At 66.0% G+C, this 20455-nt stretch carries 22 protein-coding genes; 8 read left to right on the plus strand and 14 right to left on the minus strand.

What is annotated here, in order from left to right:
• The first annotated feature begins 2 nt into the window (after positions 1-2).
• From GV044_RS07475 to GV044_RS07485, 3 genes are read left to right on the plus strand one after another with little or no spacing between them, the layout of a single operon-like run.
• Positions 3-224, plus strand: a complete 222-nt coding sequence (locus tag GV044_RS07475) for a hypothetical protein (RefSeq protein ID WP_159867556.1) — start codon at positions 3-5, stop codon at positions 222-224.
• Positions 225-238: 14 nt separating this feature from the next.
• Positions 239-712, plus strand: coding sequence for a transcriptional regulator NrdR (nrdR, locus tag GV044_RS07480; RefSeq protein ID WP_159867559.1), 474 nt, complete (start codon positions 239-241; stop codon positions 710-712).
• A complete protein-coding gene (locus tag GV044_RS07485) occupies positions 709-1428 on the plus strand; it encodes an RNA methyltransferase (protein WP_159867562.1) in 720 nt (239 codons plus the stop codon). Before nrdR ends, GV044_RS07485 begins: the two co-directional genes overlap by 4 nt.
• A 6-nt stretch (positions 1429-1434) precedes the next feature.
• Here GV044_RS07485 and GV044_RS07490 read toward each other — a convergent pair whose 3' ends face one another.
• Positions 1435-2373, minus strand: coding sequence for an alpha/beta hydrolase (locus tag GV044_RS07490; RefSeq protein ID WP_201299028.1), 939 nt, complete (start codon positions 2371-2373; stop codon positions 1435-1437).
• 22 nt (positions 2374-2395) lie between these two features.
• Positions 2396-2722 carry a chorismate mutase gene (locus GV044_RS07495; RefSeq protein ID WP_159867565.1) on the minus strand — a complete coding sequence of 109 codons (327 nt, stop codon included), beginning with the start codon at positions 2720-2722 and terminating at the stop codon, positions 2396-2398.
• A gap of 236 nt (positions 2723-2958) precedes the next feature.
• Between GV044_RS07495 and rpsD the strand changes: the two genes are divergently transcribed.
• Together rpsD and GV044_RS21810 are read left to right on the plus strand one after the other, a co-directional pair.
• Positions 2959-3573 carry a 30S ribosomal protein S4 gene (gene rpsD / locus GV044_RS07500; protein ID WP_159867572.1) on the plus strand — a complete coding sequence of 205 codons (615 nt, stop codon included), beginning with the start codon at positions 2959-2961 and terminating at the stop codon, positions 3571-3573.
• A 172-nt stretch (positions 3574-3745) separates the two neighbouring features.
• Entirely contained in the window at positions 3746-3922 is a 177-nt protein-coding gene (locus GV044_RS21810; RefSeq protein ID WP_184242299.1) for a hypothetical protein, read from the plus strand.
• Positions 3923-4149: 227 nt separating this feature from the next.
• Here GV044_RS21810 and GV044_RS07505 read toward each other — a convergent pair whose 3' ends face one another.
• From GV044_RS07505 to GV044_RS07550, 10 genes are all read right to left on the minus strand, one after another.
• On the minus strand, positions 4150-6126 hold the full coding sequence (locus GV044_RS07505; protein ID WP_159867575.1) for a S9 family peptidase: 1977 nt from the start codon (positions 6124-6126) through the stop codon (positions 4150-4152).
• Between the two features lie 71 nt (positions 6127-6197).
• Positions 6198-7325 carry a tRNA guanosine(34) transglycosylase Tgt gene (gene tgt / locus GV044_RS07510; RefSeq protein ID WP_159867578.1) on the minus strand — a complete coding sequence of 376 codons (1128 nt, stop codon included), beginning with the start codon at positions 7323-7325 and terminating at the stop codon, positions 6198-6200.
• A gap of 5 nt (positions 7326-7330) precedes the next feature.
• A complete protein-coding gene (locus tag GV044_RS07515) occupies positions 7331-8248 on the minus strand; it encodes a YdiY family protein (protein WP_159867581.1) in 918 nt (305 codons plus the stop codon).
• 19 nt (positions 8249-8267) lie between these two features.
• Positions 8268-9041, minus strand: a complete 774-nt coding sequence (locus tag GV044_RS07520; protein WP_159867584.1) for an ABC transporter permease — start codon at positions 9039-9041, stop codon at positions 8268-8270.
• The gene (locus GV044_RS07525) at positions 9038-9979 is read right to left on the minus strand and encodes an ABC transporter ATP-binding protein (RefSeq protein ID WP_159867587.1); all 942 of its coding nucleotides are present in this window, start codon (positions 9977-9979) and stop codon (positions 9038-9040) included. The genes GV044_RS07520 and GV044_RS07525 overlap by 4 nt, the downstream gene beginning before the upstream one ends.
• A 55-nt stretch (positions 9980-10034) precedes the next feature.
• Positions 10035-11063: a tRNA preQ1(34) S-adenosylmethionine ribosyltransferase-isomerase QueA gene (gene queA / locus GV044_RS07530; protein WP_159867590.1), complete on the minus strand. Its 1029-nt coding sequence runs from the start codon at positions 11061-11063 to the stop codon at positions 10035-10037.
• Between the two features lie 31 nt (positions 11064-11094).
• Positions 11095-11781: a peptidylprolyl isomerase gene (locus GV044_RS07535; RefSeq protein WP_159867593.1), complete on the minus strand. Its 687-nt coding sequence runs from the start codon at positions 11779-11781 to the stop codon at positions 11095-11097.
• A gap of 139 nt (positions 11782-11920) precedes the next feature.
• On the minus strand, positions 11921-12436 hold the full coding sequence (gene coaD, locus GV044_RS07540) for a pantetheine-phosphate adenylyltransferase (protein ID WP_159867596.1): 516 nt from the start codon (positions 12434-12436) through the stop codon (positions 11921-11923).
• Entirely contained in the window at positions 12436-13329 is an 894-nt protein-coding gene (locus GV044_RS07545) for a polyprenyl synthetase family protein (protein ID WP_236554778.1), read from the minus strand. Before GV044_RS07545 ends, coaD begins: the two co-directional genes overlap by 1 nt.
• A 36-nt stretch (positions 13330-13365) precedes the next feature.
• Positions 13366-13617, minus strand: coding sequence for an exodeoxyribonuclease VII small subunit (locus tag GV044_RS07550; RefSeq protein WP_159867602.1), 252 nt, complete (start codon positions 13615-13617; stop codon positions 13366-13368).
• Between the two features lie 145 nt (positions 13618-13762).
• On the opposite strand from GV044_RS07550, the gene purL reads away from it, so the two are divergent.
• Positions 13763-15982 (plus strand): phosphoribosylformylglycinamidine synthase subunit PurL, encoded by a 2220-nt coding sequence (gene purL / locus GV044_RS07555; RefSeq protein WP_159867606.1) that lies wholly within the window; start codon positions 13763-13765, stop codon positions 15980-15982.
• Positions 15983-16006: 24 nt separating this feature from the next.
• Here the strand turns inward: purL and GV044_RS07560 are convergent, their stop codons facing one another.
• Both GV044_RS07560 and serB read right to left on the minus strand, forming a co-directional pair.
• Positions 16007-16669, minus strand: a complete 663-nt coding sequence (locus GV044_RS07560) for a DUF1345 domain-containing protein (protein ID WP_236554780.1) — start codon at positions 16667-16669, stop codon at positions 16007-16009.
• A gap of 1 nt (position 16670) precedes the next feature.
• Positions 16671-17552, minus strand: a complete 882-nt coding sequence (serB, locus tag GV044_RS07565; protein WP_159867609.1) for a phosphoserine phosphatase SerB — start codon at positions 17550-17552, stop codon at positions 16671-16673.
• On the opposite strand from serB, the gene miaA reads away from it, so the two are divergent.
• Positions 17545-18537: a tRNA (adenosine(37)-N6)-dimethylallyltransferase MiaA gene (gene miaA, locus GV044_RS07570; RefSeq protein ID WP_159867612.1), complete on the plus strand. Its 993-nt coding sequence runs from the start codon at positions 17545-17547 to the stop codon at positions 18535-18537. The genes serB and miaA overlap by 8 nt on opposite strands.
• A 166-nt stretch (positions 18538-18703) precedes the next feature.
• Entirely contained in the window at positions 18704-20446 is a 1743-nt protein-coding gene (ilvB, locus tag GV044_RS07575; protein WP_159867614.1) for a biosynthetic-type acetolactate synthase large subunit, read from the plus strand.
• Positions 20447-20455 lie beyond the last annotated feature (9 nt).

Raw genomic sequence — 20455 nt, forward strand, 5'->3', positions numbered from 1 at the left:
CCATGACCGATCCCAACGCACCCAAAGGTGACTTCCTGACCGACGCCCGCCAGGAACTGGCCGGCATGCTGCAGGACGGACTGAACCATCCCTCGACCAAGCCCGTGCTCGCCTGGGGCGCAATCGGCGCTGTCGCGGCAGTCGTTCTCCCGTTCGTGACGATCCCGGTCGGTCTTGCCGCCGGCGCGGGTTACCAGTTCTACAAAAGGGTTCGCCCCGACTGATGCAGAGTACCTGAATGCGCTGTCCCTTTTGCGCCCACGAGGATTCGCAGGTCAAGGACAGTCGGCCGACCGAAGACAACACCTCGATCCGCCGCCGCCGCCAGTGTGGCAGCTGCGGCGCGCGGTTCACGACCTTCGAGCGCGTCCAGCTGCGCGAGATCACCGTGGTCAAGACCGACGGCTCTCGCCAGCCGTTCGACCGCTCGAAGATCGAGCAGTCGGTCGCCCTCGCGTGCCGCAAGCGCAGCGTCGATCGTGAGAAGATCGACCGGCTGGTCTCGGGCGTGCAGCGCCAGGTCGAAACGCTGGGCGAGAGCGAGGTCTCTTCGCTGCAGATCGGCGAAATGGTGATGGACGGCCTTCGCCAGCTCGACTCGGTCGCCTACATCCGCTTCGCCTCAGTTTATCGCGACTTCAGCGAGGCTCGCGACTTCGAGGAGTTCGCCAGCACTGTGCGCGGCATCGGCCCCCTCGCGGCCGACCTGTGAGCCCGCCCCCCGTCATCGTGCTGGTGCGCCCGCAATTGGGCGAGAACATCGGCAAGGCCGCGCGTGCCATGCTCAACTTCGGCCTGACCGAGATGCGGCTGGTCGCCCCGCGTGACGGCTGGCCCAATCCCAGCGCCGGCCCGGCCGCCGCTGGTGCAGACGGGGTGCTGGATGGCGCCAAGGTCTACGACACGCTGGCCGAGGCTGTCGGCGATTGCGTCAATGTCTACGCAACGACAGTGCGCAAGCGCGGCGTGACCAAGCCTGTCGTCACGCCGGAACAGGCGGCGAGCGAGATTCACGCCGAGCTCGGACGCTCCGCCTACGTCTTCGGCCCCGAGCGTTCCGGCCTGGAGACGGAAGACGTCGCTCTCGCCCGCGCGATCCTGACGGTGCCTATCAATCCCGAGTTCGCCTCGCTCAACCTCGCGCAAGCGGTGATCCTGTGTGCGTACGAATGGTCGAAGCAGGTCGGGCTGTCGCAACCGACCGTGGAGGAGCTGCTGCCACCGGCGCCGCAGGAGGAGCTGGAAGGGCTGATCGGCCACTTCGAGCGCCTGCTCGACGCCAAGAACTACTTCTGGCCCGAACCGCGCGCCGAGACGAACCGGCTGACCTTGCGCAACCTCCTGACCAAACCTGCGTGGAACCACCTGGAGGTGCGCACCTTCCGGGGCATCCTCAGCACGTTGGAGCGCGACAAGCGCGACCGGTAGGTTCGGTCAGCCCACGTGCCCACCCAGCCAGGCGATGGATTTGGCCAGGTAGCGCGTGGTGACCTCGGTGCCCCGGCCCCAAGCCTCGAACCCATGCGGCGCACCGGGTACCACCTCCAGCGCCGCCGGTACACCGGCGGCCTCAAGCCGCTGCGCATACGCCACGTCCTCGTCATGGAAGAGCTCGATCGCTCCCACCCCGATCCAAGCCGGCGGCAACCCCGAAAGGTCCTCGTGCCGCGCCGGCGACGCATGGGAGGAGACCTCGACCGCGCCCGGCTCCCGACCGAGATAGCTGCTCCACCCAAAGCGATTGAGGTCGTTGTCCCAAACTGGGTGCGCAAGGGCGTCGAGGTTGCGATGCGCCGCGGTGCGATCGTCGAGCATCGGCGCCATCAGCCACTGCGCGGCAGGCTCTGGCCCGTCCTCGTCGCACACCCGCTGGACCAGCGCGGCAGCCAGCCCGCCCCCAGCACTCATTCCGCCGATGGCGATGCGCCGAGGATCGATCGCGAAGCCGCTCGCCTCGGCCAGCATCCAGCGCCAGACAGCGTGGCAATCGTTCAGCGCAGCGGGATAGCGATGCCTTGGTGCCAGCCGGTACTCGGCCGAGACCACGGTGATGCCGAGCTCCGCTGCGACCTGGCCACACAGGGCATCGTCGACGGCTGCCGAGCCGATGACATAGCCGCCGCCGTGGATCCACAGCAGCGCTCCGGTGCTGCGGACCGTACTCGGACGGTAGATGCGACAGCCAGGCGCGGCCTTGCGCACCTCGAGCGAGACGCCCGCCGTCGCCGGAGCCTTCCGCAGCTTCATCAGCAAGGGCGCAAGCGCTCTGAACCATGCAGCGCGGATCGGTACGTTCGGAAGCTTGGCGAGCGCGACCCGCAGTTCCGGATCTACCCTGTCCAGCGTCATTGGCCCGGTGATCGGCTTGCTCATCGGCATCTCCCTTTGTGGGAGATCAGTCTTGCCGCCGCTTGTCCCAGTGGTCCAGTTCGTACGCGATCGAAGCTTCGACCAGGCCCTCCCAGATCGCACCGATCGCCTCGACGGGCAGGTCCAGCGCCTCGGCCCGAGCCTTCGCGTTGGCGATCACCTCGGCCTTGCGCCCCTCGTCTCGCACATGCCCGCGGTCTGGTTTGATCCGTGCGGCCGCGCGCATGTAGGCGAACCGCGTCGCAAGCATGTCGACCAGCTGGTTATCGAGCGCATCGATGGCGGCGCGCACTTCACGCATGGACTGGCAAGCATCGGGCGGCAGCGTAGTGTCGCTAGTGAATGAGGACATGGCGCAAGCCCTAGCTTCCACGCCCGCAGCCGTCGAGGGGGCCGCGTGCTTGACTTTCGGGCGCTGCACGCTAAACGCGCGCCTTCACTTGGACCTCGCCCGTCACAGCGGGTGGGTTCGTCCGTTCGGCCCCGCACTCCGGTGAAGCGGTGGCCGCGCTCTAAACGAGCGGTGCGACCCGGAAACTTTGGACGGGGCCACGGTGGCGCCGTCAGCAGATAGACGAAGGACGACTTATGTCGAAGCGCCATAGCGCCAAGCACAAACTCGATCGCCGCATGGGCGAGAACATCTGGGGCCGTCCCAAGAGCTCGGTTAACCGCCGCAGCTACGGTCCCGGCCAGCACGGCCAACGCCGCAAGAGCAAGGTGTCGGACTACGGCATCCAGCTGCGCGCCAAGCAGAAGCTGAAGGGCTACTACGGCGACGTGACCGAGAAGCAGTTCAAGGCGACTTACGCCACTGCCTCGCGCATGAAGGGCGACACCGGCCAGAACCTGATCGGCCTGCTCGAGCAACGCCTGGACATGGTCGTGTACCGCGCCAAGTTCGCGCCGACCATCTTCGCCGCGCGCCAGATCGTTAGCCACGGTCACATCCGCGTCAACGGCGTGAAGTGCAACATCGCCAGCCGCCGCGTCTTCGTGGGCGACGTCATCAGCCTGGGCGACAAAGCCAAGGAAATGGCGCTGATCATCGAAGCGCAGGGCCTGGCCGAGCGCGAAGTGCCCGACTACATCTCGCAGGACGGCACCGACAAGATCACCTTCGTGCGCGTTCCGACGCTCGACGAGGTGCCTTATCCGGTGAAGATGGAGCCCAATCTGGTCGTCGAGTTCTACTCGCGCTGATCTGAGTTCTCTCACTCTGAAACACGTTGGAGGCGGCCTTTGTGGGCCGCCTTTTTCGTGTGTGCGCATGACCTCCTGGCCGCGCTATCGTTGCCCCTACGGGCACGAGAAAGCCTGCCGGATCAGGTGGATGCGGGGAACCTGAACGCGGCTGAAATGTTAACTCGATATCATGTCCAAGTATCGCTTCATCACCCCTCACCGCGCCGGCAAGTGGTATTCCGATCTCAGCCTCGCAAAGCGCTTCGCCCATGTGATCGGTGCCGGCTTCCTCGACAATCGCAGTGGTGAGTTCGTCGCTTATCCGGGCACGAAACTGGAAGTCGCCGGAGCGATGCTCCGCGACTGAATCCCCACGCGGGCCCGTTCGGCCCCGATGACATGAGCGCGCCTCACCCGCTCATCCTCCTTTGAGGGGGGATACCTGGACGGGGTCCACTCACGCCAGCGTAGCCGCGCTGTATGGGGCTCTTCCCACCTGAACCCTGCCACTCAGGGCAAGCAATTACGATGAGGCCTTAGCCTCTCGGATTTGCGCCCCAGCTTCGTTCAGAGGTGAAGTCGCGGGCTGAAGCTCTACAGTCCTAAATTCTTGCGCAGGAACGCGTCGCTTTCGGAGAGAAGGCGCTTGCGAGCAGCGGCGTCTTCCAACTGGTGATCGAGGCCGGTGAACTCGACCAAGGTGACCTCCTTGCCGGCCGATTGCAGGCTGCTCCGCATCAGCCGCGACTCGCCGATGCCCACGTTCTGGTCCAGATCGCCGTGAAACATCAGCACCGGCGCCTTGAAGGCCCGTGCATTCTGCGCAGGTGATCCCTCTCGCACGTGCGGACCCTGCCCGATGAAGCGCGAGACCAACGCGCCCGAGGTGTATTGCGAGGCCTCCTGGCGCCAGCGCTCCAGATCGGTCACCGGTGCAATCGCGACGATCGCCTTGAACAGGTCCGGATCGAGCACCGCACTCTGCAAAGCAGCATAGCCGCCATAGGACCAGCCCACCGCCGCCAGCTTGTCGGGCGCAGCGATGCCCTGCGCGACGAGCCAGCGCCCGGCGTCGTTCACGTCTCCGACCGCCACGCGCCAGGATTGAAAGCCGTTCTTCTGGTACCAGGCCGAGCCATAGCCTGAGGAACCGCGATAGTTGGGCTGGATCACGGCATAGCCGCGCGCGGCATAGAACTGCACCAGCCAGTCGAAGCCCCACTCGTCGCGTGACGATGGTCCGCCATGCGGCATGACGATCGCGGGCAGCCCCTTGCCCGTGCTGCCCACCGGAAGCGTCAGATAAGCAGGAATGCTGGTGCCGTCGGCCGCCTTGTAGGTGATGTGCTTCATCGGCGCGAGCGTCAGGCCATCGACCGCGCTGCGCATCGGCAGGATCTCCTCCAGCTTACGCGATGCCTTGTCGTACAAGTACACCATTCCCGGATTGGTATCCGACGCGGCGACGATCAGCAGCTTGCTCTCCCCGTCGCTCGCGTCCACGATGTTGACGAGAGGCTGACCCGGCAGCGCCTTGCCCAGCGCCGCACTCAGCTTGCGCAGTTCCGGGTCGAAATACTCGGTCGTGCGCCGCTCCGTAGCGTAGCTGGCGCCGACCACGCGGGCGTCGCGACCGATGCGGATCAGCCCGTCGATGTCGACATCCGGACGGGCCAGCACCAGCTCCTTCTTCAGCGAAGGATCGAGTGCGATGCTGTAGAGCGCCTGATAGCCGTCCTTGTCGTCAAAGCCGTAGACCACGTTCTTGCCGCTATCGACGGCATAGGGATTGAAGCCCTGCCCCTCGCCCTCGACGCTCACGATGGAGAGCGGGGCCCACTCGCGCGAGTTGAGCGGACGGTAGGAATAGCGAACACGGCCGGAGAGGTATCCAGTGCCAGCAATCGCCTGCGAGCCGACGATCCGGATCGCGCCATGTCCATCCGAGATGTACTCCACGGCATCCTGGCGTGCCCGCTCAACGATGGTGCGGCGCAAGGTCACGGTATCGAGCGCCTCGACACCCAGGCCCTTGGCATCCGATCCGATGTACGAGCCGGTCGTCCGATCGGGCACGAACTGGCGCGAGACGAGCACGGTGCCGGGCTGTTGCGCAACGTCCCAGTCGAGCACGGTGCCGCCGTTCTGCATCGTCCCTTGCGCGTTCAAGCTGTCGCGCGCAGTCAACTTGACCAGCTTGGTACCGTCGGCATCGATGGCAAGGTTGCGGGTATACCCCAGGAGCAGCCCCGCATCGTTGATGATCCCGTGAACGGTGCAGACGATGCGCTGATCGGTCGACCAAACGCAGGCGGTCAGCTGCCCGTCCTTGCGGTCTGCACGCATGATCGACTTGAGCGTGCTGTCCCCCGCGCGATCGACGACGAGCAGAGCCTGGCCGGTCGCAGTCGGGGCAATGATCGCAATTTTGTTGCCATTGGGAGAGATGCTGATGTCCTGGATGCCCGGCATCGCACCGAAGCGCGCAGCCAGATCGCTCTCCTGCGCCATGGCGGCGTACGGCACCAGTGCAGCGCCGGCGAGCGCCAGCGCAAATCGCTTCATCTTCATGGAATTCCCCCGGTAGTCGCACGCCAATTTGCCGTAGCCGCGCACCGGGTCAATCACTTAGTGCCGCATTTTCAACCGGTACGCAGGTAATCCCGGCGAAATTGGACCGCGAATCCGGCAAAACGCTGTTCCCCGATGGCGTCGCGCATGGCTTGCATCAGTTGCTGGTAGAAGCTGAGGTTGTGCTCGGTCAGCAGCATGGCGCCTAGCATCTCGCCCGACTTGATCAGGTGGTGCAGGTAGGCCCGCGTGTAGGTTGTGCAGGTAGGGCAGTGGCAGCGATCGTCCACTGGCCCCGTGTCCTCGGCATGCTTGGCGTTGCGCATGTTCAGCGGGCCGTTCCAGGTGAAGGCTTGGCCGTTGCGGCCCGAGCGCGTGGGCAGGACGCAGTCGAACATGTCGACGCCGCGCTCGACCGCGCCAACCAGATCGTCGGGCTTGCCCACGCCCATCAGGTAGCGCGGGCGGTCGGCGGGAAGCTGGCCGGGCGCAAAGTCCAGCGTCGCGAACATCGCGTCCTGTCCCTCGCCGACTGCCAGGCCACCGATGGCGTAGCCGTCGAAGCCGATCGCGGTCAGCGCATCAGCGGATTCGCGGCGCAGGCCTTCGTCGAGCGCGCCCTGCTGGATGCCGAACAGGGCCGAGCGATCCGCGTGCTCGCCGCCGGCGTCGAAGCCGTCGCGGCTGCGCCGGGCCCAGCGCATCGACATCTCCATCGATCGCGCGATCGCATCGCGGCCCTGCTCGACCTTGGGGCATTCGTCGAAGGCCATGACGATGTCGGAGCCCAAAAGCCGCTGGATCTCCATCGAGCGCTCGGGGCTGAGCAGGTGGCGCGAGCCGTCGAGGTGGCTGGCGAAGGTCACGCCTTCTTCGGTAATCTTACGCAGATCGGACAGGCTCATCACCTGATAGCCGCCGCTGTCGGTCAGGATCGGGCGGTCCCAGTTCATGAAACGGTGCAGTCCACCCAGGCGCGCCACTCGCTCGGCGCCGGGGCGGAGCATCAGATGGTAGGTGTTGCCCAGGATGATGTCGGCGCCCGTCGCGCGCACGTCCTGCGGCTTCATCGCCTTGACCGTCGCCGCGGTGCCGACCGGCATGAATGCGGGCGTGCGGATCTCCCCACGCTTCATGGCAATGCGGCCGGTGCGGGCACGCCCGTCGGTGGCGTGGATGTCGAACGCGAAGCGAGTCATGAAAGTCAGAAGCCGTAGACGAGAGTGAAGCGTGAGAGGGTATCTGTCTGGCGAGAGCCGTCCGGCGGGTCGCTGTCGTGCTCATAGCGATAGGAGACCCGCGCCTTGAGGCCCTTCAGCATGCCGGCCTCGATCGCGGTGGTCGAGGTAAAGGTGCTGTTCCGGTCTTCAATGTAGGCGCTCGCCTGCTGGGTCAGGCGGATCGCCTTGGTGGCTTTCCACGCGAAGTCGAGCGAACCGAGCGCCGAGGTCGTTGTGCGCGAGGGTTCGTCGACGAAGTTCGTGAAACGCAAGGCCGGGCCGCCTTCGAACGAAAGCTTCAGGTCGTCGGTGTTATAGACGCGGTAACCGAAGCCGGGCGAAAGGGAGTAACGGCTGGTGTAGCCCTGAAAGCGGTCGTTCTCGTACTGCACCAGGCCATAGGCGTAGAAGCGGTCGCTCAGCGTGTAGCGGGGGTTGTACGAGGCCAGGTATTGCTCTCGCGAGACGACGCCGCTGGTCTTCTGGTAATCCGCGGTGAACTGCAGCTTGTGCTGCCAGTAGACGCCGACCCGCTCCAGCTTGAGGCCAACCGAGACACCTGCGCTGCTGGTGTTGCCAGTGGAGTTGAAGGCGCCGATCTCGCCCTCGCCCTTCCATAGCTGCAGCGGCCGCGCGGCGAGCACCCGCTCGCGCTCGTTCTCGGCCTTTTCAGCCGCGACGAGCTTGTGGGAGTCGTCAAACTTCTGCTTCATCGCGTCGATTTCGGCGGCGTCCTGCGGCTGCGTCTCCTTCGCAGCCTTCACCACCGCGTCGACCGCCTTGGCGTCATCGGTGCGCATCGCCGCTTCCAGCATCGCGCGCACGGGTCCGGGGAGTTCGGCGCGCGCGGGGGTGGCGGCAGCAGCGAGGCAGCAGGCGAGGACAGCGATACGGGCGGACATGCCCAGGGATTCTACCCGCTTAGTTACGCAGACGCCACCCGGTGCGGAAAATGAACGCGATCAGCGCCACGCAGGCTGCGAGGAACGCTAGAGTCAGGCCGAGCGAGACCCAGATCGACACGTCCGACGTGCCGTAGAACGTCCAGCGCAGGCCGTTGACGAGGTAGACCACCGGGTTGGCCATCGCGACCGTACGCCAGGGCTGGGGCAGCATGCTGACCGAGTAGAACGTACCGCCCAGGAACGTCAGCGGCGTCAGGATCAGCATCGGCACGACCGACAGCTTCTCGAAGCTGTCGGCCCAGATGCCCAGGATGAAGCCGAACAGCGAGAAGCTGGCCGAGACCAGCAGGATGAAGCCCAGCGCATAGAACGGGTGGACGATCGTGTAGTCGACGAACAGCGTGGCGGTGAGCAGGATGATCGCGGCCAGGATCAGCGACTTGGTGGCCGCCGCGCCGACGAAGCCGACCAGCGTCTCGCCGACGCCAACCGGGGCGGAGAGCAGCTCGTAGATCGCGCCGGTGAAGCGCGGCATGTAGATGCCGAAGCTCGCGTTGCTGGTGCTCTCGCCCAGGATCGTCAGCAGCAGCAGGCCGGGCACGATGAACGCGCCATAGTTCATCCCGTTCATGCCGCCCTGCATCTGCCCGCCGATCGCCGCGCCGAAGACGACGAAGTAGAGCGAGGTGGTGAGCACCGGCGCCAGGATCGACTGCATCGCCGTGCGAAAGGCGCGCAGCAGTTCCTGCTTGTAGATGGTCCAGGCGCTGCGGGCGTTGAACAGGCTCATGCCGCTTGGCTCCCGCCTTCGACGAGATCGACGAAGATGTCCTCCAGACTGGATTCGTGCTGGTCGATGGCGACGTAGTCGATCCCCTCGCGAGTGAGCAGCTTGGTGATCTGCGCCACGTCGGCCTTGCCCTGCCCGGCGCCGTCACCGCCACGATACGTCAGCGTGGAGTGGTCCTCCGACAACGTAACGGAATAGGATGACAGCGACGGCGGCACGGCACCAAGCGGTTGCGCCAGGGCGATGTGCGCCTCGGTGCGGCCCATGCGCTTCATCATCGCGTCCTTGTCGTCCACCATCAGGATCTCGCCCTGGCGGATGATGCCAACCCGGTCGGCCATCTCCTCGGCTTCCTCGATATAGTGGGTGGTGAGGATCACGGTGGTTCCACGCTCGCGCATCTGGGCGATCTGCTTCCACATGTCGCGGCGCAGCTCGACATCGACGCCGGCTGTCGGCTCATCCAGGAACAGCAGCTCGGGCTCGTGCGCCATGGCCTTGGCGATCAGCACCCGGCGCTTCATGCCGCCCGACAGCGCGCGGATCTGCACGTCGCGCTTGTCCCACAGGCTGAGTGACTTGAGGATGCCCTCGATGCGCGCCGGATCCGGCGTGAGGCCGAACAGCCCCCGCGAGTGCGTGACTGAGCGCAGGACCGGCTCGAACATGTCGGTCGCCAGCTCCTGCGGCACGAGCCCGATCCGCGCGCGCAAGGTGCGCCAGTTGCGCCCCATGTCCTCACCAAAGGCACGGATGGTGCCGCCGGTCGGACGCACGAGGCCACAGACCGCACCGATCAGCGTCGTCTTGCCCGCGCCGTTTGGCCCCAACAGGGCAAAAATCTCGCCCTTGCGGATGTCGAGATCGACATTCCTGAGAGCGGTGAACCCGCCCTTGTAGGTCTTGGTGAGATTGCGGATTTCAAGAATGGGTTCCATCGCGGACATAGATGGCTCGCAGGCCGCTATGTTCCAAGCTCCCTGCCGCAATATGTCAGGGGAGCAGCAGCGACGAGTCCCCGTATGAGTAGAACCGGTACTCGCTTGCGATCGCATGCGCATAAACCGCCTGCATCCGCTCCAGTCCCATCAGCGCCGAGACAAGCATGAACAGGGTCGAGCGCGGCAGGTGGAAGTTGGTCATCAGGCCGTTGATGGCGCGGAAACGATAGCCGGGCGTGATGAAGATCGAGGTGTCCCCTTCGAAAGGGGCGATCGTGCCGTCTTCATGCGCGGCGCTCTCGATCAGGCGCAGGCTGGTGGTGCCGACCGCGATCAGGCGGCCGCCGGCGGCACGCGCGGCGTTGAGGCGGGCGGCGGTGGCCGCGTCGAGGTGGCCCCATTCGGCATGCATGCGGTGCTCGGCGGTATCCTGCGCCTTGACTGGCAGGAACGTGCCCGCACCAACGTGCAGCGTCAGCGTCTCGCGCGCGATCCCGGCGGCGTCGAGGGCGGCTACAAGCTCAGGCGTGAAGTGCAGCGAGGCAGTCGGGGCGGCGACGGCCCCATCACGGGCGGCAAACATGGTCTGGTAGTCGCTGCGGTCCGCCTCGTCGGTGGGGCGCTTGCCAGCGATGTAGGGCGGTAGCGGCATACGCCCGGCCCGCTCGAGCAGAACCTCGACTGGTTCGTTGCCCTCGAACATTAGGGTCCAGCTCCCGTCCTCGTGCCGCTGCTCGGCGATGGCGGAGACATCGGCGGGAAAGGCGATGCGGTCGCCCTCGCGCAGCCGCTTGGCGTTACGAACGAAGGCCTGCCAGCGGCGCAAGTCGATCCGCTTGTGCAGCGTCGCGCCGATCCGTGCCTCACCGCGCTGGCCTTCGAGCTGGGCGGGGATGACGCGCGTGTCGTTGAACACCAGCACGTCGCCCGCCCGCAGCAGCGAAGGGAGATCGTGCACGTGGCGGTCCGCGAACGGCGCCGTCCCGTCCACCACCAGCATCCGTGCAGCATCGCGCGGTTTGACCGGACGCAAGGCGATGCGCTCGGGCGGTAGCTCGAAATCGAAGAGGTCGACGTCCATCGGTCTGCTTAGGGCGTAGCGAGCCCTGCGATCAGTCCGAGCTAGACGTGCTGAGTTGCGCTGCGCTCGCTATCGGCGCCGCGGGGCTGACCGGAGCGGCAGGCGCCGACTTGTTCTCGCTCGCGAGCGAGGCATGCAGCACCTTGGTCGGGTTCGCAGGCGGTTCGCCGCGCTGGATCGCGTCGACGTACTGCATGCCGCCGATCACCCGGCCGAACACCGTGTACTTATGGTCGAGCGCGAAGCGCGGGTAGAACACGATGAAGAACTGGCTGTTGGCGCTATCCGGATCGTTGGTGCGCGCCATCGAGACCGTGCCGCGCAGATGCGGCATGGCGTTGAACTCGGCCTTGAGGTCCGGCAGCTGCGAGCCGCTCTGCCCGGTTCCGGTCGGGTCGCCGGTCTGCGCCATGAACCCATCGATCACGCGATGGAAGATCACGCCGTTGTAGAAGCCCTGCTTGGCCAGAGTCTTGATCCGCTCGACATGGTTGGGCGCCCACTGCGGCATCAAGCGGATGGCGACGCGGCCGCCGTCGGACAGGTCCAGCAGCAGCACGTTGTCTGGATCATGCGAGATGTCAGTGTCGATCACCGTGGGCAAGGCCGGCACCTCGGCAGTCACCGGCGCCTTCTTCTTGGCGTCCGCGGGTGAGCTGGCGAGCGCAAGCCCCATCATCATGCCCATCATCGTCGACACAAGCAGGCGGGATTTCATCGGCAACTCTCGGATCGTGCGAGGCATCTTGGGGGGAGCCGCGACTGGGGAACACAGATGCTGGCGCGATAGAACCAAGCCGCTGTCATGGCAATGAACGGAAACAATGCGTCGGCGTCAGATCGCTCGAGTCGTGCGGTCAGTAATCGCCCCGGCGCCCCAGCGTCTCGATCCGCCCGACGACGTCTTCGCGCACGGCGGGGCTGACGAACCTGGCGATATCACCGCCGAACAAGGCGATTTCCTTGACCAGCTTGGAGGCGATCGGCTGCAGGCCGACATCAGCCATCAGGAAGACCGTCTCGATGCCGGCATTGAGCTGCTGATTCATGCCGGCCATCTGGTACTCGTACTCAAAGTCGGCGACCGCGCGTAGACCGCGGATAATCACGCTGGCGCCCTGCACCTCGGCGAACTTCATCAACAGCGCATTGAACCCGACCACCTCGACGTTATCGAGGCCCATGGCCGCCACCTCGCGCTCGACCATGGCGATCCGCTCCTGGGGCGTGAACATCGGGTCCTTGGAGGGATTGGTGGTCACGCCCAGGATCAGGCGGTCGACGAGCTTCGACCCGCGCCGGATGATGTCGGCATGGCCCAGCGTAATCGGATCGAAGGTGCCAGGATAGACTCCGGTGCGCTGCCCCGACATCAATGATCCCTCTCAACGATATAGCGCGCCACCGCCCGCAGCAGGTCCGCCTCGGAGCCATGGTTCGCCAGGTGCGCCAGTGCCTGGTCGACCAGCATGTGCGCTCGCTGGCGCGCGGGTTCGGCGCCGAGGAGCGAGACAAAGGTCTCCTTGCCCGCGCCCGCATCCTTGCCGACCGCCTTGCCGGCCAGTTGCGCGTCGCCTTCGTGGTCGATCAAGTCGTCGACGATCTGGAACGCCAGCCCTATGTCCCGTGCATAGCCGCGCAAGTGGGTGCGCCCCTCGGGCGGCACGCGGCCCAGGATCGCGCCCATCTCCACGGCCGCGCCAAGCAAGGCGCCAGTCTTGAGCTGCTGCAGGCGGGTGACGGTCGGCAGGTCGAACTCGCTGGTCTCGGCGACCAGGTCCATCATCTGACCACCGGCCATGCCCTGCCAGCCGCTCGCGAGCCCGAGCGCACGGACGAGTTCGATACGCACGAACGGGTCCGCGCTGGTCGCCGGATCGGACAGGATCTCGAACGCGAAGTCATGCAGGGCATCGCCTGCGAGCACGGCGGTGGCTTCGTCGAAAGCAAGGTGCAGGGTCGGCTTGCCATGGCGCAAGGCATCGTCGTCCATGCACGGCAGGTCGTCGTGGATGAGCGAATAGACGTGGATCGATTCGATGGCGCAGCCCGCGCGCACCGCCGCGTCACGGTCAACGGCGTACATCGCCGCGGTGGCGCACAGCAGCAGCGGGCGAAGGCGCTTGCCCCCACCCATCGCCGCATAGCGCATCGCCTCGACAAGGCGCGCCCGCGCGTCGGCAGGCACCGGCAGCAGCAGGTCGAAGGCGTTGTCGATCTCGCCCGCGATGCGCGCCAGTGCGTCGGGCAGCAGCGCCGCGCTCACGTCTTGAGCACTTTCGTCGCGAACCGAGGCCAAGGCTCAGCGGCCCACGGCATCGAAAGGTTGGGTGGATGCAGGCAGACCATCAGGCCCTGCCACGATCTTCTCGATCCGCGCCTGCGCCGCATCGAGCCGCGCCTGGCAGTGCCGCCGCAGCGCCTCGCCGCGTTCATAGAGCGTGATCGAGTCGTCGAGTGGAACGTCGCCGCTCTCCAGCGCCCGCACCACGTCCTCCAGTGCGCGCAGCGCATCCTCGAAGCTCATCGCGGCGATTTCGGGCGTCTGGGTCATCGTGCGCAGCAATGGCGTTGCCCGCGGCGCGGGTCAAGCGGCTGCACGGAAGGACGTGGGGCATGGCAAGTGAGGCGTGGGGCCCGACTGCGGAGAGCTCTCCTCACCCTAGCCACCCCGCCGCTCTCCCGCTAAGGCGCGGCCCATGTCCGGAATCACCCCTGAGATCGTCGAGGCGCACGGCCTCAACCCCGAGGAATACCAGCGCGTGCTGGACGCCATCGGGCGTGAACCGAACCTGGTGGAGCTCGGCATCTTCTCGGTCATGTGGTCCGAACACTGCTCGTACAAGTCGAGCCGCGTGCACCTGAAGAAGCTGCCGACGACCGCGCCCTGGGTGATTTGCGGCCCTGGCGAGAACGCGGGCGTGATCGACATCGGGGACAATCAGGCCGCCATCTTCAAGATGGAGAGCCATAACCATCCCAGCTACATCGAGCCCTATCAGGGTGCGGCGACGGGCGTCGGCGGCATCCTGCGCGATGTGTTCACGATGGGTGCGCGGCCGGTCGCCAACATGAACGCGCTGCGCTTCGGCCGTCCCGACCACCCGAAGATGAAGCATCTGGTGCAAGGCGTGGTCCAAGGCATCGGCGGCTATGGCAACTGCGTGGGCGTGCCCACCGTCGGCGGCGAGACCAACTTCCACAAGGCCTATGACGGCAACATCCTGGTCAACGCGATGACGGTCGGCATCGCTCAGCAGGACAAGATCTTTTACTCGGCCGCTACGGGCCTGGGCAATCCGATCGTCTACGTCGGGTCCAAGACTGGGCGGGACGGCATCCACGGCGCCACCATGGCGAGCGCCGACTTCGATGAGCACAGCGATGAGAAGCGCCCGACCGTGCAGGTCGGCGACCCTTTTACCGAAAAGCTGCTGATCGAAGCCTGCCTCGAACTGATGGCGACCGACGCCATCGTCGCGATCCAGGACATGGGCGCGGCCGGCCTCACTTCGTCCTCGGTCGAGATGGCGAGCAAGGGCGGCGCGGGCATTCGCCTGAACATGAACGCGGTGCCCTGCCGCGAAGAGGGCATGACGCCTTACGAAATGATGCTGAGCGAGAGCCAGGAGCGCATGCTCATGGTGCTCCAGCCCGGCAAAGAGCCGATGGCCGAGGCGATCTTCCGCAAGTGGGAGCTCGACTTCGCGGTGATCGGCGAGGTGACGGATACCGGCCATATGGTGCTGGAGTTCGACGGCGAAGTGGTGTGCGACATCCCGCTCGGACCGCTGGCTGACGACGCACCCGAGTACGAACGGCCTTATATCACGCGCGAAGAGTATGCCGATTGGGCCGCGGTCCTGCCGCTCGGCGATGTGCCCGACACCACCGATGTCGCAGGCGATCTCGTCAAACTGATGGGCACGGCCGACCTCGCCTCACGCAGGTGGATCTGGGAGCAGTACGACAGCCAGGTCGGCGCCGACACGCTGCAGAAGCCCGGCGGCGATGCGGCCGTCGTGCGCGTTCACGGCTCGAAGAAGGCGCTGGCGATCAGCACCGACTGCACACCGCGCTACGTCTACGCCGATCCTTACGAGGGCGGCATGCAGGCCGTGGCCGAAACCTGGCGCAACATCAGCGCGGTCGGCGCAAAGCCGCTGGCGATCACCAACTGCCTCAACTTCGCCAATCCGCAGCGGCCCGAGATCATGGCGCAGATCGTCCACGCCTTGCACGGCATGGGCGAGGCTTGCCGCCAGCTCGACTACCCGATCGTGAGCGGCAACGTCTCGCTCTACAACGAGAGCAAGGCGACTGGCGGCGGCTCGGCGATCCTGCCGACGCCTGCAATAGGCGGCGTCGGACTGCTCGACGACCACGAGGGCATGGCGACGATCGCCTTCAAGGCTGAAGGCGAGACGATCGTCCTGATCGGTGGCGAGAGCGGGCACCTCGGCCAATCGCTCTGGCTGCGCGAGATCTTGGGCCGTGAGGAAGGCCCGCCGCCGCCTGTTGGCCTCTCGCTCGAGAAGCTCGCGGGCGATACGGTGCGCGAGCTCATCGAGCGCGGGCAGCTCACAGCGGTGCACGACTGCTCGGACGGTGGTCTGGCTGTCGCGCTGGCGGAGATGGCGCTGGCGAGCGGCATCGGCTTTGCCGTTGCTGCGCCGGAGGACATGGTGAGCGAACCGGCATTCTGGTTCGGCGAAGACCAGGCGCGCTATGTCGTAACCACCAACGATCCAGTTGCCGTGCTCGATGCGGTGGAGAGCGCTGGCCTGGTAGCCGTCGCGCTCGGCGAAACCGAAGGCGGGACACTCACCTTCCGCAGCGTCCACGGCGAGAGCGCGAGCGATCTGACAACCTTGCGCGGGGCGCACGAGGCGTTCTTCCGCGATTGGATGGACAGCTAAAGCCCTCGCACCCGCCAAGCCTGCCTAAGACGAAGCCAGCACGTTCACCGTCAGCGCCAGGATGCCGAGGTTGAACGCAAACGCGAACAGCCCGTGGAAGGTCGAGACGCGCCGCATCGCACAATGGGTAATGGTGATGTCGGCCGTCTGGCAGGTCATCCCGATCACGAACGCAAAGTTCACGAAGTCGGCGAACTCGGGCTCGTAGTCGCCGGGGAAGTCGAGGCCCCCGTGGTCACCGCCGGTGGCGGCCGAGTAGAACAACCGAGCGTAGTGGAAGGCATAGACTAGGTTGGCGAACGTCCAGCTCGACAGCAGGGTCGAGACCAGCAGCACGATATGCCAGACGTCCAATCCCTGCTTGTCGAGGATCAGGATGCCGAGCGCGGTCAGCACCACGACGCTGATCACCGCCGTCAGCACCAGCAACAGGAACTGCCCGGCGTCGTCGCGCTTGGCCTCCACGCGCATCTCGTCCGGCTTGCCGCTGCGCCACAGTTTGATGCACGAGAGGGTGAAGGCGAGGACCGCAAGGTCAAAGCCGATCAGGATCGCGATGTCGATCTTGACGAACCGGCTCAGCACCGCCGAGCACACCGCCAGTGCAACGAGAAACAGACGATAGCGCGGATGGCCGTTGCCGAGGAAACGAAGCGCTCCCCTGCCCCGGCCGCCGCCCTCGGCCACGTCAGCCGACCCAGTCGCGCATGGGCACGCCGAGCAGCTTGAGCACCTTGGTCAGGTCTCCGCGGTCGATGCGCCCGTTGGCGGCGGCGCGTGCCTTGGGTTTGGCGTGGTAGGCGAAGCCATAGGTCGCCGCCTCGATCATCGGGATGTCGTTGGCCCCGTCGCCGATCGCCATCGTGACCACGTCCTCGCCCAGCGCCTCGGCCTCGCTCAGCAGCGTCGCCTTCTTGACCGCGCTGTCGACGATCGCACCATCGAGGCCGCCACTCAGCTTGTCCGCCGCGACCTCCAATCGGTTGCCGACCACGTATTCGAAGCCCAGCTGCTCGGCGACCGGATCGGCGAAGTGGTGGAAGCCCCCGGTGACCAGCACCGTGCGGCAGCCGCGCGCCTTCAGCGTCGCCACCAGGGTCTTGGCGCCCGCCATCGGCACGATGCGGCTTGCCAGGCACTCAGTGATCGCGCTCTCGGGCAAGTCGGTCAGGAGTCCGACGCGCTCGCGCAGCGCGGACTCAAAGTCCAGCTCTCCCTGCATCGCGCGCTCGGTGATGGCGGCGACCCGGTCCTTGAGGCCGGCGAAGTCGGCGAGTTCGTCGATGCACTCCTGCCCGATCATGGTCGAATCCATGTCCGACACAAAGACGCGCGGAAACACGATATCATCGTTGGCGACCAGCATGTCGGCCGGCGCAAAGTGCTGGTCGAGCACGTCGAGCATGGCCGCTCGATCGTCATCCGGAGAGGTGATCTCCAGCGTCTCTCCACAATGATCGAGCATGGCGACGCCGGCCAGGCGCACGCCGCGTGCTTCCAGGTCCGCACGCGCCGCTTCGATCCTTGCGGACAGGCCTTGCGTGTCTGCTATCAGCCGAGCGATGAGCACCGAAACTTCCTCTGATTGGTTCGCGCGACCCGACCCGTCGCGGCCGCCGCTGGCGCTCATCGCAGGGCCGACCGCCAGCGGCAAGAGCGATTGTGCCGTCGCGCTGGCGCAAGCGCTTGAGGCGCAAGGTCGACGCGCGGTGGTGATCAACGCCGACAGCGCACAAGTCTACGCCGATCTCGAGGTGCTCAGCGCGCGGCCTTCGGCAGCCGATATGGGCGGCATTGAACACCGGCTGTTCGGCACCTGGGACGGCGCGCAGACTTGCTCCGCCGCAGACTGGGCGATGGCTGCCCGGCGAGAGATCGACGCGGTGCATGCCGAAGGTGGCGTGCCGGTGCTGGTGGGCGGGACCGGGCTCTATATCCGCACCCTGCTGGACGGGATCGCCCCGGTTCCGCCGATCGATGAAGCGGTGCGTGCAGAGGTTCGAGCCCTGCCCGTCGCCGACGCCTACGCGGCGCTGATCCGCGAGGATCCGGAGCGCGCGGCCAGGCTCGCTCCCGCCGACACGACGCGGGTTGCGCGCGCTCTGGAAGTGATCCGATCGACCGGGCAGACGCTTGGGACGTGGCAGGCGCAGACCGAAGGCGGCATCTGCGATCGGGTCAGCGTGCGTGCCGCCATCCTGCTGCCCGCGCGCGAGGCGCTTTACGCCCGCTGCGACCTGCGGTTTCAACGCATGATCGAGCGCGGCGCACTCAACGAGGTCGCACGCCTGCTGCAGCGACAGCTCGACCCCGATCTGCCCGTCATGCGCGCGATCGGTGTGCCCGAACTCGCCGCCTACTTGCGCAACGCGGCGAACCTTGAGGACGCGATCGCCCGCGGCGCTCAGGCGACCCGCAATTATGCCAAGCGCCAGTTCACGTGGTTGCGGCACCAGCCGCCGGCCGAATGGCCGCGCATGAGCTTCGAAGATTTCGACGAGCCGGATCACCTAGCAACAATATTACACTCTTTTGGGTTGACCGGACATATTTGATCACCTAGGCGCCGCCTAACCGCTCGAACATCAAGAGGCGGTAGGGAGAGGATGCGACCCGGCCCGCCATTGTGGTGCCGGGTCCATTTCATTAAGAGCCCGGTCAGCCTTCCGGCGGCCAAGGCGCAAGAACAGATCAGACGCCTCAAGAGTAAGGACAAGTGTTGTGAGTGAAGAGCGCAGCGGCGCGAACATCCTGGTCGAAAGTCTCGTGCGGCAGGGAGTCGAATTCGTATTCGGCTACCCGGGCGGCGCGGTACTGCCGATTTACGATGCTTTGTTCCAGGACGAGCGCATTCGTCATGTCCTGGTCCGCCACGAAGCCGGCGCGGCTCATGCGGCCGAGGGCTATGCCCGTTCCACGGGCAAGCCTGGGGTCGTGCTCGTCACCTCGGGCCCAGGCGCGACCAACGCGATGACCGGCGTGGCGGATGCGTTTCTCGACTCGATCCCGCTGGTCGTCATCACTGGCCAGGTCCCGACTGCGCTGATCGGCTCGGACGCGTTCCAGGAAGCCGACACCATCGGCATGTCGCGCCACTGCACCAAGCACAACTACCTGGTGCGGGACCCGGCCGAACTTGCGTCGATCATCGACGAGGCCTTCCAGATCGCCACGACGGGTCGCCCTGGGCCGGTGCTGATCGACATTCCCAAGGACGTGCAGATCGCCCAGGCCTTGTGGCACCATGGCGCGCCGCAGCGGCGCAACCGCTACTCGCCCAAAACCGAAGCCCCGTCCGCCGACATAGCGCTGGCCGTCGACATGCTCGCGGCGGCGACGCGCCCGGTGTTCTACACAGGCGGTGGCGTCATCAACTCGGGTCCCCGCGCCTCTGCACTGCTGCGTGAGCTACAGGAGAAGGTGGGCGCGCCGGTTACCTCGACGCTGATGGGCCTGGGTGCGTTCCCGGCTGACAGCAAGGACTGGCTCGGCATGTTGGGCATGCACGGCACCTTCGAAGCGAACATGGCGATGAACCAGGCCGACCTGATCCTGTGCGTCGGCGCGCGCTTCGACGATCGCGTCACCGGACGGCTCGACGCGTTCTCGCCTGACAGCAAGAAGATCCACATCGACATCGATCGCTCCTCCATCAACAAGACGGTCGAGGTCGACCTGCCCCTGGTCGGCGACTGCGCACTGGTGCTGGAGCAGATCCTGGCCGAATGGGGCGGCCGCAACGGCCAGGACCTTACGGCCTGGCACGCCTGCGTCGATCAGTGGCGCAGCCGCAACAGCCTATCCTACCCGCGCTCGGCCGAGGCGATCGCCCCCCAGTACGCGGTGCAACGCCTCTTCGAGCTGACGCGTGATCGCGATCCGATCATCTCGACCGAGGTCGGACAGCACCAGATGTGGGCGGCGCAGCACTTCCACTTCTTCGCGCCGAACCGCTGGCTGACTTCGGGCGGCCTCGGCACCATGGGCTACGGTCTGCCCGCAGCCATCGGCGCGCAGTGCGGCGCGCCCGACAAGCTGGTGATCGACATCGCTGGCGACGCCTCAATCCAGATGAACATCCAGGAGATGGGCACCGCCACGCAGTACCGCCTGCCGGTCAAGGTGTTCATCCTCAACAACGAGTGGATGGGCATGGTGCGCCAGTGGCAGGAACTTACGTACGAGAGCCGCTACTCGAACTCGTACTCGGACAGCCTTCCCGACTTCGTGAAACTGGCCGAGGCCTACGGCTGGAAGGGCATCCGCATCGAGGACGAGAGCCAGCTGGACGCCGGCATCCAGGCGATGATCGACCATGACGGCCCCGTCATCGTTGACTGCCTCGTCGCCAAGGACACCAACTGCTTCCCGATGATCCCCAGCGGCGCGGCGCACACCGAGATGCTGCTCCACGGCGACGAAGTGGTCGGCACCGTGAGCGACGAAGCCAAGGCGCTGGTCTGAGGACACTGA

It is taken from the genome of Novosphingobium sp. 9U (genome assembly GCF_902506425.1).
In the GTDB taxonomy this organism is placed as follows: Bacteria; Pseudomonadota; Alphaproteobacteria; order Sphingomonadales; family Sphingomonadaceae; genus Novosphingobium.

Excerpts from the sequence above, each read along its gene's own strand:
- GV044_RS07475 (WP_159867556.1), top strand. The coding sequence starts at position 3 with ATGACCGATCCCAACGCACCCAAAGGTGACTTCCTGACCGACGCCCGC.
- nrdR (WP_159867559.1), top strand. The coding sequence starts at position 239 with ATGCGCTGTCCCTTTTGCGCCCACGAGGATTCGCAGGTCAAGGACAGT.
- GV044_RS07490 (WP_201299028.1), bottom strand. The coding sequence starts at position 2,373 with ATGAGCAAGCCGATCACCGGGCCAATGACGCTGGACAGGGTAGATCCG.
- GV044_RS07495 (WP_159867565.1), bottom strand. The coding sequence starts at position 2,722 with ATGTCCTCATTCACTAGCGACACTACGCTGCCGCCCGATGCTTGCCAG.
- rpsD (WP_159867572.1), top strand. The coding sequence starts at position 2,959 with ATGTCGAAGCGCCATAGCGCCAAGCACAAACTCGATCGCCGCATGGGC.
- GV044_RS21810 (WP_184242299.1), top strand. The coding sequence starts at position 3,746 with ATGTCCAAGTATCGCTTCATCACCCCTCACCGCGCCGGCAAGTGGTAT.
- GV044_RS07505 (WP_159867575.1), bottom strand. The coding sequence starts at position 6,126 with ATGAAGATGAAGCGATTTGCGCTGGCGCTCGCCGGCGCTGCACTGGTG.
- tgt (WP_159867578.1), bottom strand. The coding sequence starts at position 7,325 with ATGACTCGCTTCGCGTTCGACATCCACGCCACCGACGGGCGTGCCCGC.
- GV044_RS07515 (WP_159867581.1), bottom strand. The coding sequence starts at position 8,248 with ATGTCCGCCCGTATCGCTGTCCTCGCCTGCTGCCTCGCTGCTGCCGCC.
- GV044_RS07520 (WP_159867584.1), bottom strand. The coding sequence starts at position 9,041 with ATGAGCCTGTTCAACGCCCGCAGCGCCTGGACCATCTACAAGCAGGAA.
- GV044_RS07525 (WP_159867587.1), bottom strand. The coding sequence starts at position 9,979 with ATGGAACCCATTCTTGAAATCCGCAATCTCACCAAGACCTACAAGGGC.
- queA (WP_159867590.1), bottom strand. The coding sequence starts at position 11,063 with ATGGACGTCGACCTCTTCGATTTCGAGCTACCGCCCGAGCGCATCGCC.
- GV044_RS07535 (WP_159867593.1), bottom strand. The coding sequence starts at position 11,781 with ATGAAATCCCGCCTGCTTGTGTCGACGATGATGGGCATGATGATGGGG.
- coaD (WP_159867596.1), bottom strand. The coding sequence starts at position 12,436 with ATGTCGGGGCAGCGCACCGGAGTCTATCCTGGCACCTTCGATCCGATT.
- GV044_RS07550 (WP_159867602.1), bottom strand. The coding sequence starts at position 13,617 with ATGACCCAGACGCCCGAAATCGCCGCGATGAGCTTCGAGGATGCGCTG.
- purL (WP_159867606.1), top strand. The coding sequence starts at position 13,763 with ATGTCCGGAATCACCCCTGAGATCGTCGAGGCGCACGGCCTCAACCCC.
- miaA (WP_159867612.1), top strand. The coding sequence starts at position 17,545 with ATGAGCACCGAAACTTCCTCTGATTGGTTCGCGCGACCCGACCCGTCG.